Origin of the sequence: Thiocystis minor (assembly GCF_016653465.1) — a bacterium.
Taxonomy (GTDB): Bacteria; Pseudomonadota; Gammaproteobacteria; order Chromatiales; family Chromatiaceae; genus Chromatium; species Chromatium minus.
This window is the reverse complement of record NZ_NHSQ01000035.1, coordinates 26,577-41,597: the sequence shown is the minus strand read 5'-3', so window position 1 is coordinate 41,597 and position 15,021 is coordinate 26,577. Positions and strand designations below refer to the sequence as shown.

The following is a 15,021-nucleotide window of genomic DNA, read 5'->3' as shown; positions in this document are numbered from 1 at the left end:
GCGCAGCGGCTCTTGGGTAAACTGGGACATGGGCGACCTCGTTTGGCTTCTCCGAAGCGTTCTTTGCAGAACACCAATTTTATCAATTGGTTAAACGAGTGTCGCCCATTTTTATGAATAATTCGGGTTAGGTCGGTCAACCGTGCAGGTGAAGCCCGCCTCGGCACGTTGCAGCAACGCCGCCACTTCGCCTTGGAGTGGTTCCTCAAGCCGGTTGGCGTAGGCCCAACTCAGGGCCTTGTGCTGGCTGGCGTTGGCTTTGATCTTGGTGCCGTCCAGGCTGACCGTCCCGAGCTTGAGCAACCCCATCGCTTGCGCCCAGCGCAGGATCGCCACGAACAACTCCGCCAGTTCCGTCAGAAACCGTTGGCGGAAATCCGCGATGGTGCGGTGGTCGGGATGGGGATTGGCGCAGATGAACCGACACGCAATCGAGTCATCCGTCGCTTGCGCCAGTTTGCGACGGCGAGACAGCCCCGTAGCACCCCCGTCAAACAACAACGCTACCAGCATCGCCGGCGGGTAGAACTGGGAACCGGTGCCCCGATACGCCTCGACCAGCGCACGCAAGTCCAACTGGTCGACGATCTCCACCACGAACCGCGCCAAGTGCCGCTCCGGGAGATAATCTTGGATACACGGCGGCAACAGCAGGGGGGCGTCTCGGTCGATGGGGATGAACTCGACAGCCATGGAGGCTCCGCTGGGCTTCGGGGTGATGGTCACGATGTTACCCGAGATGCCGGTTGTAAGCCGGACAGACTCCTAGGAAGCCCCCCTCGCCCGCACACTCGCGGGTCGGATGCCTCACTGACTTCAGGCCCGCCACCGAACCGATGAGCGCCAGGTGCCGATCACCGTCTCGGACACGCGGCGAAACTGTCGGAAAAGTGCCCGTTCTTGAATCATCCCGCCGTTTCGCCACGCACCAAGCGGCGATCACGCGCGCGACTGGCGTGGGGGCCGCCAAGGCCCGATCCCGATCGCCAGCCCAGGCTGGACCGCGATCACGGTCGTCGCGGCGTTCGCTGGCGCGATCGGTCGCGTCGCGAAACCACGGCGCCCCTCTGCCGGACTGACCGGGGCGCGCGGTGTCACTCAGCGCGCAACCCGTCCGGCCTCCGCCAGGCGAGGAGCCCCAACAAGCTCGCGAGCAGGAGCAGCGCCCACGCCGACAGGGTGGGGATGCCGGTCGGCGTCAGCCGGGTCATCCAGGCGGGACCGCCCGGATCGACGATGGTGCCATTCTCCGCGCCATCCGCGTCGAAGGCGTCGCCGTCGGTGAGCGTGAATTCGATCCGGGTCTTGGTACCCTCGGGGCGGATGTCGGTGGCAATGTCCCGCCAGACGCCATCGGCGTCTCGCTTGTAATAGGCGTTGACCGGGATACTAGCGTCGACATAAACCAAGAAGTCGACGCTGCCGCCGTGGGGGGTGACGCCGTTGACCTCAAAGCTCAGTTGCCCGAACGGCAGGCTGACGCCGGCGGGGAGATCCGCCGGGGCGGGGCTGGCGGTGACGTGGATCTGGGTCAAGTGGCTTTTGTTGGCGAGGGTGAGGAACTGAGGCGCACCGCCGGGCGTGGTGGCGGCGGGGATGGAGGTGACGTAGGACTGGTCGGCATCCGCCGTCCCGTCGCCGTTGCCGTCGCCCATGGTGGTGCCATTGGGGCTGGGGACGAAGCCCTCGACATAGTCGGGGACGGTGTCGGCGTCGCTCGCGGGGAGGTTGGGCCAGTCGCTGACCGGCGGCAGGGCCGGGGGTGTCACCACGGGCGGCAGGGTCGTGGGCTTGGCGCTACAGGTGGCGGTAGTGCCACCGGCGCGGCCTTGGCATTGCCAGGTCCAGGGGCCGGCGCCGCTGAGGCTGGCGGGAGTGGGATCGCCGCGACTGCACAGGGCGGCGCCGCTGGGGGCGTTGTCGACAGTGGTGCCGCTGGCGCTGCCGCAGGCGCCATGGAGCGGGGTGTTGGTTAGGCTGAAGCTGACCGGGGTGGCCGCGCCCACCGCACTGGCGCTGACCGAATAGGGACCGCCCGCCGTGTCATTGGCGCTGGCAGTGACGCTGGCCGCGCCGGCGGCGATGGTCGCGGGACTGGTGGCGAACGTGGCACTGGCGCCGCTGCCGGGTGCCGTGAAGGTGACTTGCCCGCCATTCACCGGCTCCTGACTGCCGGGTTTCGCGCTCACCGTCACCGCCAGCGGCTGTGTAAAGGCGGTGCTGACGGGGGTGCTCTGACCACTGCCGCCGCTCGCGGCCAGGGTGAAACCCTGGGACTCGAAGGCGCCGATATCGCAGACCGCGCCTGGCGGGCGGGCGATGCCGCGCTGGTCGAGGCCGTTGACGGTGGTGACCTCCGCGCAAGCATCGGGATCGCCGGCGCCGATGGCCGGACTGCCGGGCAGCAGCGGCAGGGTCTGGGTGACGCCGCCGTAATCGCCCAGGGTGCCGAGCCGGGGGTCGGTGTCGCTCAGCGAGCCGTGACTAGCGGCAAACCCACAGTCGGCGCGGCGATCGAGATTGTGCCCGCCATTGGTGACGGTGACGGGGCCGGCGCAGGTGGCGTTATCGTTGTCGATCAGGCTGTTGGTGAGGCTGACCGTCCCGCCCATGACGGCGAGTTCACCGCCGGGCGCCGTGCCGGCAAGGCTGCTATTGAGCAGCGTCACGGCGCCGCCAGCGCTGGCCAGGCTCGCGCCGCTGGGGGCGTTGTTGCCAGCGAAGGTGCTATTGATGACGTTCAGGGTCCCGGTCTCGTTGTAGAGCGCGCCGCCCGTATTGGTCGCGGTGTTGCCCGTGAACGTGCTGTGACGGATCGTGACCGTGCCGCCGTTGTTCTGGAGCGCCCCGCCGGTGGTCGCGCGGCCCTGGGTCAGGGTCAGTCGGTCCAGGGTCACGGTGGCGCCAGTGTCGACGACGAAGATCGGCGTCGTGTTCTGGCCGTCGAGTGTCACCCGATGCCCGGTCCCATCGAGCGTCAGGTTCTGGGTCAGCGTCAGCGGCGTGGCGAGGTTGATCGACACATCGTTGCTGAACGTCATCCTGTCGCCCGCCTCGGCGGTCGCGATGGCCGCGCGCAAACTGCCCGGGCCGCTGTCGTTGCTATTCGTAACGATGGCGGAGGAGACCTCGATCGCGCCCGTGTTGTCCAGTGTGCCCGCACGCCACCGCAATCCGGGTGTGAGCAGCGGCGGTAGGGTCAGTGACGAGAAGGCGCCACTGAAGCTGGCGGCGTCGAACAGGTCGAACAGGTCGCCCTGCGCCAGCGGATCACCACTGGCGGTTACGGTGAGCGGACCGCCATAGGTCAAGGTGGTGGTGGTGTTGGTGTTCAGTTGGTCGCTGGTCAGGGTTGAACCACTTTTGTGCAGGTTCATCACCACACCGTTCAGCGCAGGGGGTGCTGAGGGCACTTGCAGCGTCACAATCTGATCGCCGGTCCCCAGGGAGAGGCTCTGGGCAAAGGCGACAGAAGGAGCCGTCAGGATCGTGTCGGCGGTGATGGTCACCGCATCGTTGTACGTCTGAGCCCCGTCAGTCGTCACGTTCGCGCCGATCCGCGTCGACCCGGCGGCGTCGGTGGTTAGACTGGCCAGTGACGTGGTGCCGCCCACCGCCCCCATAAACGCCGTGGTGCCGCTGCTCGTGACCTGCAAATCCTGGGCTCCGGCAGTCGCGCCATCAATTTCCCTAAAGGAGACGTTCCCGTTCGACGTGGACAACAGGACCGAGTTGCCAGTGAAGGTCACCGCATCGTTGTACGTCTGATCCCCGGTTGTCGTCACGTTCGCGCCGATCCGCGTCGTCCCGTCCGCGTCGGTGGTCAGACTGGTCAGGCGATCCACCGCACCCTGAAACGCCGTAGTGCCGACGCTGTTGACCCTTAACGCATCTGGACCGCCAGAGTTCCCGTGGATTGTCCCCTCAAAGGAGACGGTGCCACCCAACGTGGTCGTCAGGGTCCGGATGCCGTGGACGAACACCAAATCGTCGTAGCTTTGATCATAGGAGGTCGTCACGTTCCCGCCGAGCACTATCGTCCCACCGCCGTCGGTGGTCAAATTTTTCAGGCTCGTGTTTGCACCCACCGCCCCGTAATACGCCGTGGTGCCGTTTGTAGTGACCGTCAACGCCTGGGCTCCTGAGGTCGAGCCGTTAATTTGACCCATAAAGGTGACGTTCCCGCCAGACGGGGACGTCAGGACCGAGTCGGCAGTGAGGGTCACCGCATCGTTGTACGTCTGAGCCCCGGCAGTCGTCACGTTCGCGCCGATCTGCGTCGACCCGGCGGCGTCGGTGGTTAGACTGGCCAGGGACGCGGTGCCACCCACCGCCGCCTGAAACCGCGTGACGCCGCTGCTATTGACCGATAAGGAGTCAGGGCCTTGAATTTCCCCTGCAAAGACGACGTTAACCGTCCCGGCCGCCAGGGTCGTGACGGCGTTCAGCGTCACATCCCCGGTTATGTTCACGCTTGTCTCGCCTGGAACACTCGGATTCACAGCCATCTCGAACGATGAGAGGGCCTTGTCGATCGCGAAATCCGCTGTGTATTCTCCCCCATAGACGGTCACGCTGCCGTTCGGCGCCACCTGGTTCAGGCCGTCCGCGATGGTTGCGAAGGCGTTGCTGCCGAAGATCAAGCCCGTGAGGGACGAGGGCGCCGGCGTCGCCCCGTTCGCGGAGCCCCCCCAGTTATCGTCAATATACACCGCAGTCACTGGATTGACGGTGAGAGTTACGACTACGCTGGGCCACCCTGTACACTCCGGTATGATCGGAGCCGGCACTGCATAGGTCGCCGTTCCCACATAGCCGAAGTTCGCGGTACCGTCGAAGGTTAACCTTATCGCTAGATAATCAAGAAAGTGCCCTTGATACTCAGTGGTCAGCGAAGGTGCTCCCGATGCTGTGGGCCCCGTCGCACCCGCGCTAGGGATATGTACGGAGGCTTCATGAAGTAACCCATCACCGCAAAAGAAGCCAGCGGGGTGGTACACAACCCACGTTGGCATAGATGGCTGCCCCGCCAGAGCTGTGACGCTAATCACTAACCCCCCGTCGGCCCACGCGCGGGCAGTGATGACCGCACCCACTACCCCTATCCCCGCCCACCCGAGCCACCTGGCCAGATACCGCGCAATGCGTTCCTGCGACGCACCCTGCTCATAAAGCCGCGCGAGCTTCTCATCCCGCCGTGACCGGCTGGCGTCCGACACCCGCACGCCGGTGGGCCGGCAGTGGAACCCGAGAAAGTCGACCCCCTAGCCACCGGGCCGATGAAGGTCTTGTCGGGGTGCATCGTGACGCGCAACGCCTGCAACACAGCGGACTGGTCCTTCAGCGCCCGACGCAAGCCCTGACGCTTGGGCAGCACCCAGACCCAGTCGTCCATGTAGCGCCGATAGAAACCCTCGCGCGCGCCCAGCGCATCGAGCGGACTGAGGTAAACCGCCCCCAGCAGCGGCGAGAGCGCGGCCCCCAGCGGCAGGCCCCGCTCGCAGTCGCTGTAGCGCCCGCCGTCCTCCACCGTGCGCCGCAGAAAGGCCCACAGCAGTCGGTGCAGGGCCGGCTCATGCGGCAGCAGGTAGCGCAGTTGTTCGGCCAGGATCACAGGGTCGATGTGGGCGTAAAAGCCCTGGACATCGGACTTGATGACGTGCTGCCCGGGATGGGCGGCGAGCCAGTCCTGCGTCTCGCGCACCGCGCCAGGCAGCCCGCCGTGGCCCTTGAGGTGAGTACAGCGGGGCGAGAGCACCGCGCCCAGGGTCGGTTGCAGCACCTGCGCCAGGGCGCGGATGACGAGGCGGTCCTCGGCGGCGCGCACCTCGCGCCGTTCCCAGTCGCCCGCCTCGGTGCGGATGGTGACGATCCGCGCCGGCTGGAAGCGGAAGGTCTCGCGTTGCAGCTCGCCCGACAAGGCCGCCCGCCGCGCCTCCCAGTGTCGGCGATAGTCCCAGACATCGCTGTTCGCCCCGGCGTCGTCGGTCTGCGCCCCCAGCCAGTCAAAGGCCGCGTCGAGATTGGCCATGCTCCAGACCTGACGCCAGAGCAGATGCAGCGGCAGGCGTTGCGGGGTGAGTCCAGCCAGGGTCGGCTGACGGCGGAACGGGCGGGTGATCCAGGACGATATCGACATGTTGGGCGACTCCTTCAAGCAAACTTCCATCGGGCTGAGCGGGGGTGACCGGCGCGGGTCGGCGTCGGCCACGGGCAATGGGGCGAGAGCATAACCTTTTTATTCGTGCGCACAATTGCCCTTTAGGGCATGCCCGATCTTTTCGGCTGGCTCCCATGACGCTCGGCTGGCTCCCATCTATGGCCCGCCCCGCGATGCAAGAGGAAAATCGTTGTTGGGCAGAAAGCGCCGTTGCAGCCATCTATCCGGCATCGTCTTGATGGATCGTTGCCGATGGCGGCCAGCAACGCCGTCGCGATCAGGGCGCCGATGCCGGGGATCGTCATCAGCCGTTGGGCGGTCTCGTCGCGCTGGGCGATGACCTGAAGCTGGGTGTCATCATGGGCGACTTGCGCATCGAGGTGGCGCAACTCCTCAAGCAGGCGATTCAGTTCGGCGCGAAAGCGTTCGCTCAAGCCGTTCTCGGCCGCTTCGAGGATCTCGGGCAGGCGCCGCATCAGCGCCGCGCGCCCCTGGGGGATCTCGATCCCATCCTCCAGCAGCAGACCGCGCCCCAGGTTGACCTGAGCGGTGCGCCGCTCGACCGTGAGGCTGCGCATCCGATGGATCGCCTGGATGTCCTGCGGCTCGACGGTCTTGACGGCCACGAAGCGCCTGTTCGGCCGCTGTACCGCCTCGCCAATCGCCTCCGCGTCCACCGCATCGTTCTTGTTGGACTTCACGAACGGTTTGACGAACGGCGGGGCGATCAAACGCACCTCGTGACCGAACTCGCGAAACACCCGCGCCCAGTGGTGCGCGCTCCCGCACGCCTCCACGCGCACCGCTTTCCGGGGACCAGAAATGGACCAGACCCCCGCTAGACTGGCATAAAAAACCCCTGCGTCCGGCATGAACACAAGGGTTTTCAAGGTCTTATTGGTGGGCCGTGTAGGATTTGAACCTACGACCAAGGGATTATGAGTCCCCTGCTCTAACCGCTGAGCTAACGGCCCGAATACGGTGGGGCTTAGCATGCCGTTCCTGGCCGCCTGTGGATCACTCGTTGTCGAGGAAACTGCGCAGTTTATCCGATCGCGTCGGATGACGCAGCTTGCGCAGTGCCTTGGCTTCGATCTGGCGGATGCGTTCGCGGGTGACATCGAACTGCTTGCCAACTTCTTCAAGTGTGTGGTCGGTGTTCATGTCGATGCCGAAACGCATGCGCAACACCTTGGCCTCGCGGGAGGTCAGGCTGGCAAGCATGTTTTGCGTGGCTTCGCGCAAACCCTCCGCCGTGGCCGAGTCGACCGGGGAGATGACGCCGGAGTCCTCGATGAAATCGCCCAGATGCGAGTCTTCGTCGTCGCCGATCGGGGTCTCCATCGAGATGGGTTCCTTGGCGATCTTGAGCACCTTGCGAACCTTGTCCTCGGGCATTTCCATGCGGATGGCTAACTCTTCCGGGGTGGCCTCGCGGCCCATCTCCTGGATCATCTGACGGGAGATGCGGTTGAGCTTGTTGATCGTTTCGATCATATGCACCGGAATGCGGATGGTGCGCGCCTGGTCGGCGATCGAGCGGGTGATGGCCTGACGAATCCACCAGGTGGCATAGGTGGAAAATTTGTAGCCACGGCGATACTCGAATTTATCGACCGCCTTCATTAGACCGATGTTGCCCTCCTGGATGAGGTCCAGAAATTGAAGCCCGCGATTCGTGTATTTCTTGGCGATCGAGATCACGAGGCGCAGGTTGGCCTCGACCATTTCCTTCTTGGCGCGGCGGGCCTTGGCCTCGCCGATGGACATTTTGCGGTTGACTTCCTTGATCTCGCCGATGGTCAGGATATTTTCGCGTTCGAGTTCCTGCAGCTTGCGCTGGGCACGACGGATATCCTGGGCAAGCTCGGCCAGACGCGGGGCATAGGGTTGGCCGCTCGCGAGTTGCTGTTCGAGCCAGTCCGGATTGGCCTCGTTTTTCGGGAAGCTGTCGATGAACAGTTTGCGCGGCATGCCGGCCTGTTCGATGCAGAGCGCCATGAGGAGACGTTCCTGCGCGCGAATCCGCGCGATGGTGGTCCGCAGGATCTCGGTGAGTTCCTGAAAGACCGGCGCGACCAGCTTGAATTGCAGAAAAACCTCGGAGACTTCGGCCATGGCGGCGCGGGAACGCTCGTCGTCGCGACCGTATTCCTCCAGCGCGCCACGGAGCACGTCGAAGCGCTCGCTCAGGAGCGCCGCGCGCTGGGCCGCGTCTTCCGGATCCGGACCGGTATACACGACCGCCGTGGAGGCATCGTCGTCGTCGGCATCGGCTTCGAGGTCGGTGTCGGCCTTGTCGGCCTGAATGTCCGGCTCCGTGGGGACGTGGGCGACGGGCAAGGCCACCTCATCGTCACCGTCGTTGAAACCGGAAATGACGTCGGTCAGGCGGGTCTCCTCGCGTTCGACGCGCCCGAAAATCTCGATGAGCTTTTCGACGGTACGCGGGTAGACGGACAGCGCGGCCAGGACTTGATTGAGGCCGTCCTCGATGCGTTTGGCGATGATCAGCTCGCCTTCGCGCGTCAGCAGTTCGACCGTTCCCATCTCGCGCATGTACATGCGCACCGGATCGGTGGTGCGGCCGAATTCGCTGTCGACCGTCGCGAGCGCGGCGGCGGCGGCCTCGGCGGCCTCGTCATCGGAGACGGCGGAATCGCTCAGGGTGTGATCGACGACATCGGGGGCGACCTCTTGGACCATGATCCCCATGTCGTTGATCATGCGCACGATGTCTTCGATCTGATCAGTCTCGACGATGCCGGGAGGCAGATGATCGTTGACCTCTGAATAGGTCAGATAACCTTGTTCCTTGCCCTTGGCGATCAGTTGCTTCAGTTGAGACTGTTGCTGTTCTTGATCCATGGGATACCTTGACTGGGGTGCAACGGAAGGCGGATTAAAAGCGAACTTGCAAGCATAGCATGGAATTCCGATCTTGCATGCGGAAATGCGATTTTGAGTCCTCCCGGTCAGCGAACATCTGGAATGCTTCGATCTTTATACGAGTAAGCATAGATCAATACGATCGATCAGGTTTCGTCGCGGCGCACACGAGCCGATTTAGCGTCGTGCTCCGCGCGCGCGCGCACCTCGTCGGACCAGTCGGCGGTGCTGCGCTGGTTGAACGGGCGATGCCGCTCCACCTTGCGGACTTCCTCGGTCAGTCGGTTCAAGGCCCCGACGAACTCAGCGGCGACGTCCCCCTGGGCAACATCCTGTAGAAAAGGATCGACGCTGAGTCGTTGTAAATACGCGAAATGCGGATGCTCACGCCAACGCTCAAGCAGGGTTGCCTTATTCATACCTGGGTAGACCGCAAGCGCCTCAAGCAGTTGCACCAGGATGTCGGTGCCGGGGGACTGGGTGCGGCGCCAGGCGCCGTCCAGTGGTGCGGCTTCGGCAGCCAGTTCTGGGTGATCGAGCAGCAACGCGATGGCCTGGGCGACGAGACTGAGACGCCCGGGCTGGCCCGGCTGGTGGCTCCGGCGGCGGGCGCGCGTCGGGCGCGCGGCCGATGGATCGGCCAACCCCGCGAGTTCGGCCAGTCGTTTGTTCAGCAGGTCACGGTAGATGCCCGTCGGCAGCCGCTCGACCAATGGCCGGGCCAGCTGGACAAGCTGGGCGCGACCGTCGAGGCTGGTCATCTCGGCCTGCTCGGACAGATGATCAATGAGAAACTCCGACAGCGGGGATGCCTTTTTGAGGTGTGCCGCGAAGCCGTCCGCGCCCTCGCGACGAACCAGCGTGTCCGGATCATCGCCCTCGGGCAGAAAGAGAAAACGGATCGACTGATGGCCAGTGACCAGTGGCAGCGCGGTTTCCAGGGCTTTCCAGGCCGCCGCGCGCCCGGCGCGGTCACCGTCGAAACAGAAGATCAGCTCCGGGACCGTGCGCAGAAGCAGTTGCAGGTGTTCGGGCGTGGTGGCGGTACCAAGCGTGGCGACCGCGTTGCCGATGCCGAACTGGGCGAGTGCGATCACGTCCAGATAGCCCTCGACCACCAGCAGCGAGGTCAGCTTGCGATTCGCCTGCTGGGCCTCGAACAGACCATAAAGCTCGCGGCCTTTGTGAAAGATCGGCGTTTCCGGCGAGTTCAGATATTTCGGCTTGCCCTCGCCGAGGAGCCGTCCCCCGAAGCCAATGACCCGCCCGCGGCGGTCGCGGATCGGGAACATGATGCGGTCGCGAAAGCGGTCGTAGCGGCGTCCGTCCTGTTCGGCGATCAGACCGCAGGTCATGAGACGCTCGCGCTCGACGGCGCCCGCGCCCAGCCGGGACAGGATGAAGTCGTAGCCGGGCGGGGCGAAACCGAGGTCGTAGCGGGCGGCGATCTCACCAGTCAGTCCGCGGCCTTTCAGATAGTCCACCGCCCTGGACGCCTCCGCATGCTCTCGCAGTTGCTGGCGATAGAGGATGGCGGCCTGTTCGAGCAGATTGAACAGTGGCGTTTGATCGGGCGCGGCCGGCACGGCTTCGCCGCTCGACGGAACCTCAAGCCCGGCCCGCTGGGCCAGTTCCTCGATCGCCTCCCGGAATGGCAGGTGATCGTATTCCATGAGAAAGCCGATCGCGGAACCGTGGGCACCGCAGCCGAAGCAATGATAGAACTGCTTATCCGCGCTGACGGTGAAAGACGGGGTTTTTTCGTCGTGGAAGGGGCAGCGGGACTGATAGTCCTTGCCGGCCTTGCGGAGCTGGATGCGGGAACCGATCAGATCGACGATGTCAGTCCGCGCTAGCAGGTCATCAATGAATTCGGGGGGAATTCTGCCAGCCATGCCGGAGTCGCAAGCGATGGGATGGAACGGCGCGGATCAGCCCGCGAGTCGTTGCTTGACCATGGCGCTGACGGCGCCCATGTCGGCGCGGCCCTGAACCTGCGGGCGGACGATGGCCATGACCTTGCCCATGTCGCTCATGGCGGCGGCGCCAGAGCTGGCGATGGCCGCGTCGAGCAGCGTGTTCAGCTCTTCGTCGGTCAGGGCGGTCGGCAGATAGCCCTGGATCACCTCGACCTCGAAGCGCTCGACATCCGCCAGATCCTCGCGCCCGGCAGCACTGTACTGGGTGATGGAATCGCGGCGCTGCTTCAGCATCTTGTCGAGCACCACCAGAACCTGCGGATCGTCAAGCTCGATGCGTTCATCGATTTCGCGCTGCTTGATGGCGACCAGCATCAGACGGATGACACCGAGCCTGACCTTGTCGCCCGCCTTCATGGCGGTTTTCATATCATCCTGGATTTGCTGCTTGAGCATGGCTAACGACGCTCTCTGAAAGCTGATGTGTGACGGGGCAAAATATCAAGTCATGAACCCAATCGCGCGGAACGGCGATTGAATCCGAAAGCAGGAGACCGATCTACTCTGGCCGCATCCAGCGCAAGCCTGGATGCCAGCCTTCGCCCGATCAGTATGGGCGTTCCCAGCGACGGGATTCGCGTTGCAATTTTTTCTGATGACGCTTGACGGCCGCCGCTTTTTTGCGTTTCCGCTCGGAGGTGGGCTTTTCGTAAAACTCACGACGGCGGACTTCGGCGAGCACCCCTGCCTTTTCGCAGGAACGCTTGAATCGCCGCATAGCGACTTCGAATGGCTCGTTTTCTTTGACGCGAACGCTGGGCATAGAGTGTCCTTGGGTGTCTCCAGATGGGAGGGGCCGGTGAAAAAGATCGCCAATTTTACCGGAATACCCACCTTGATTGCAAAGCTAAAATGAAACCGCCCAGCAATTCTCAGGACGCCCCGATCGAGACATTCGAGCATTCGTCCGGAGTAGTATAGGGGGCCTGAATTGCCGAACTGGCGCGGTTTAAATCTGGATCTGAAAAATGCGTGTATTAGGTATCGAGACATCCTGCGACGAAACCGGGGTCGCGGTCTATGACGGCGATCTCGGGCTGCTCGCTCACGCCGTTTACAGTCAGGTGGAGATTCACGCGGAATACGGCGGCGTAGTGCCCGAGCTGGCCTCGCGCGATCATGTCCGCAAGACCCTGCCGCTGATCCGCCAGGTGCTCGACGAGGCTAGGCTGCCGCCGAACCGGATCGACGGCGTGGCCTTCACCGCCGGACCCGGCTTGATCGGCGCGCTCCTGGTCGGGTCGGCGCTGGGGCGAAGTCTGGCCTGGGCCTGGGGAGTACCGGCCGTCGGCGTGCATCACATGGAGGGACATCTGCTGGCGCCGCTGATCGAGAATCCGGCGCCGGACTTCCCCTTCGTCGCGCTGCTGGTCTCCGGCGGTCATACTCAATTGGTGGATGTCGCGGGCATCGGACGCTACCGGATCCTCGGCGAATCGCTCGATGACGCCGCTGGCGAGGCGTTCGATAAAACGGCCAAGATCCTCGGCCTGCCCTACCCCGGCGGACCGGAGCTGGCCCGGCTCGCCGAACGAGGCGATCCGCTGCGTTTTCGCTTTCCGCGCCCCATGACTGATCGGCCAGGACTGGAATTCAGCTTCAGCGGACTCAAGACCTTCGCCCTCAATACGCTCCATCGCGAGCTGCCGATCGCCATGGATCCAATGCAAATCCGCGCCGACATCGCGCGCGCTTTCGAGGAGGCTGTGGTGGACACGATGGTCATCAAATGTCGGCGCGCCCTGCGCGAAACCGGCCATCGCCGGCTGATTCTGGCTGGCGGCGTGAGCGCCAACCGGCGCCTGCGCGAGCGCATGGACACCGCCATCGCGGCCGAAGGCGGCGAGACCTTTTATCCCCGCCCCACCTTCTGCACCGACAATGGCGCCATGATTGCCTTCGCCGGCTGGCAGCGGCTGCGCGCCAGTCAGTCCGAGCCGCTTGTTTTCAGGCCAAGGGCACGCTGGCCGCTGGAAGAATTGCCGCCAGTTTGAAACAGCGTCTAACCGCCCGCCTGGCAACCCCAAGACGCGGGTCACGCACCATTCGCTCGTCGCACTAAACACGAGCCAGCGGCAGCGTGAAATGAAACTCGGCGCCTTCGACCGGATGCGGTTCGGCCCACAGGCGTCCGCCGAGCGCCTCGGCAATCGCCCGACTGATGGCGAGCCCCAGCCCCAGGCTGGAATCGCGCGTCGACTCGAAGATATTAAACAACATCTCGCGCCGGTCCGCTGGCAAACCAGGCCCCGTATCCGTCACGATCAACTCGATCTCGTTCGACCCCAGCACAACCTCGACAACGATCTCGCGGCACGGCGGTCCTGCCCCATCGATGGCCTGCACGGCGTTACAGATAAGATTGACCAACACCTGTTCCACCTGCACCGGGTCGGTCAGAATCTCCGGCAGTTGAGCCGGCGCCACAAGTCTCAGCTGAACCTCATGGTCCGAGGCGAACCACTGCACCAGATCGAGAGCGTGCCTGAAAACCTGCTCCACCGGCACCAAGACCTTTTTCATCTGGCGCCCGCGCAGAAAGGAGCGCAAGCGCTCCATGATATCGCCCGCCCGCCGGACCTGGTCGTCAATCCGCGCGATCACCTCGACCAGACGCTGCGGGTCGGCATTCGGACCTTCCGCCAGTTGTTGCGCCGCACTACAGAAAAACCCGGCGGCACTCAGGGGCTGGAGCATTTCATGGATCAGCGAGGACGCCAGGATACCAACCGCATTGAGCCGGTCGACCTGGGCGATGGCGTCGCGCGCGCGTCGCGCGGCTTCCTCCGCCTGGCGGCGCTCGGTGATGTCCATGTGCACCACCACGGCACCGTCCAGTTCGCCGCCAAGCGGAGCCACGTTCATCAGGAACCAGCGCTGTTGTTGTGGCGAGTGACAGGAATACTCGATGCTGAAACCTGAGCGACGATGCTGGATCACCTCCCGGATGCCGGCGGTGGCAGGCGGAATATCCGTGCCTGCGCCCTGCTCTGCCTGCTCTGCCTGCTCGCAGATTTCCAGATAATTCAAATTGGCGGCATCGCGCAGTGCGTCAGTCCCGCCGTTTTCCTCGGCGAATTCGCGCCACGCACGATTGACGGCCAGGATGTGTCCAGCGGGATCCAAGACGACGATCTGCGCCGGCAGCGCGTCGAGGACCGACTGACGCAGTTGCTCGCTCGCCAATCGGCGTTCCTCGGCCTCGTGCTCGGCGGTGATATCGAGCAGAACCGTGAAGCACTCGCTACCGACGGCGGTCTCGCGACGGATCGAGCGCAGCCGCACCACCCGCGCCTGTGAAGCGGCATGCAGACGCTCCACGAGATCGAAAGCCGCTGGCGGCGCCCCCGCGTCCGCGAAGACCGCCTGAAGGTGCGCAAGAAAGGCACTGTTGCGCCGACCAACCAGGAAGCGCTGGAATGGGCAACCCGCAAGCCGATCGGCCGGTTGGCCAAACAGGGCCGCCGCCGCGCGGTTGATCGCCCGGATCCTGCCAGCCTCATCGAACACCACATACCCTACTGGCGCGTCCTGGAAGAGGCTGGCGTAGTGATCGCGAGACGTTTCCAAGGCATCCTGGCTCTTGCACAGCTCGCGTCCCTGCATCTCCAGTTCGATCTGGTGGCTTCGCAGATCGAGCATGAGCAACTGGGTCGCGTCATTGGCTCGGCGCGCCGAATTGAGCGCTGAGACCAGATTCTGAAACTGCGCCCGCAGAAGCCCTTTATCCAGCAAACCGGTCTCTGCCGGATGCTCGCCCTCCCTGCCATCGCTCGCGGCCAGGGATACTGCGGGGATCTCCCGCATCTTGTTGCGCATCGCCGCCTCCCGATCAGGGATGACCATGACATCGATCTGTTGATCCAGCCGCCAGCGACCAGCCTCCCGCCGTTGTTTTATCGAGGTTTTCGCTGGCCGACGCCGTCCCCCGATGAGTGAACTGCGGCAAGCGAGGCGCAATGGCTAAGCGTCTGATTCAAAAAGCTGGCCGCT

The 15,021-nt window shown here is 64.2% G+C and carries 10 protein-coding genes and 1 tRNA gene; 1 reads left to right on the top strand and 10 read right to left on the bottom strand.

All coding sequences use genetic code 11. From position 1 onward, the window contains the following. Positions 1–111: 111 nt before the first annotated feature. The 9 genes from CCR95_RS03010 to rpsU form a co-directional block, all read right to left on the bottom strand. The gene (locus tag CCR95_RS03010; protein ID WP_201091728.1) at positions 112–693 is read right to left on the bottom strand and encodes a transposase; all 582 of its coding nucleotides are present in this window, start codon (positions 691–693) and stop codon (positions 112–114) included. 401 nt (positions 694–1,094) lie between these two features. Then, a complete protein-coding gene (locus CCR95_RS26050) occupies positions 1,095–4,712 on the bottom strand; it encodes an IPTL-CTERM sorting domain-containing protein (protein ID WP_201091727.1) in 3,618 nt (1,205 codons plus the stop codon). A gap of 389 nt (positions 4,713–5,101) precedes the next feature. Next, the gene (locus CCR95_RS03000; RefSeq protein ID WP_201091726.1) at positions 5,102–6,139 is read right to left on the bottom strand and encodes a reverse transcriptase domain-containing protein; all 1,038 of its coding nucleotides are present in this window, start codon (positions 6,137–6,139) and stop codon (positions 5,102–5,104) included. A 122-nt stretch (positions 6,140–6,261) separates the two neighbouring features. Further along, on the bottom strand, positions 6,262–7,050 hold the full coding sequence (locus CCR95_RS02995; RefSeq protein ID WP_201091725.1) for an IS110 family RNA-guided transposase: 789 nt from the start codon (positions 7,048–7,050) through the stop codon (positions 6,262–6,264). 8 nt (positions 7,051–7,058) lie between these two features. Then, a tRNA-Ile gene (locus CCR95_RS02990) sits at positions 7,059–7,134 on the bottom strand. 43 nt (positions 7,135–7,177) lie between these two features. Then, positions 7,178–9,028 carry an RNA polymerase sigma factor RpoD gene (gene rpoD / locus CCR95_RS02985; protein ID WP_201091724.1) on the bottom strand — a complete coding sequence of 617 codons (1,851 nt, stop codon included), beginning with the start codon at positions 9,026–9,028 and terminating at the stop codon, positions 7,178–7,180. A 167-nt stretch (positions 9,029–9,195) separates the two neighbouring features. Next, positions 9,196–10,944, bottom strand: a complete 1,749-nt coding sequence (gene dnaG / locus CCR95_RS02980; protein WP_201091723.1) for a DNA primase — start codon at positions 10,942–10,944, stop codon at positions 9,196–9,198. 36 nt (positions 10,945–10,980) lie between these two features. After that, positions 10,981–11,424 (bottom strand): GatB/YqeY domain-containing protein, encoded by a 444-nt coding sequence (locus CCR95_RS02975; RefSeq protein ID WP_201091721.1) that lies wholly within the window; start codon positions 11,422–11,424, stop codon positions 10,981–10,983. 151 nt (positions 11,425–11,575) lie between these two features. After that, a complete protein-coding gene (gene rpsU, locus CCR95_RS02970; protein ID WP_007041206.1) occupies positions 11,576–11,791 on the bottom strand; it encodes a 30S ribosomal protein S21 in 216 nt (71 codons plus the stop codon). A 205-nt stretch (positions 11,792–11,996) separates the two neighbouring features. Here rpsU and tsaD point away from each other — a divergent pair, with 205 nt between their 5' ends. After that, complete coding sequence (gene tsaD / locus CCR95_RS02965) at positions 11,997–13,022, top strand: tRNA (adenosine(37)-N6)-threonylcarbamoyltransferase complex transferase subunit TsaD (RefSeq protein WP_201091719.1); 1,026 nt, start codon at positions 11,997–11,999, stop codon at positions 13,020–13,022. A gap of 64 nt (positions 13,023–13,086) precedes the next feature. On the opposite strand, the gene CCR95_RS02960 is transcribed toward tsaD, so the two are convergent. Beyond that, positions 13,087–14,874, bottom strand: coding sequence for a PAS domain-containing sensor histidine kinase (locus CCR95_RS02960; RefSeq protein WP_242523025.1), 1,788 nt, complete (start codon positions 14,872–14,874; stop codon positions 13,087–13,089). Positions 14,875–15,021: the final 147 nt, after the last annotated feature.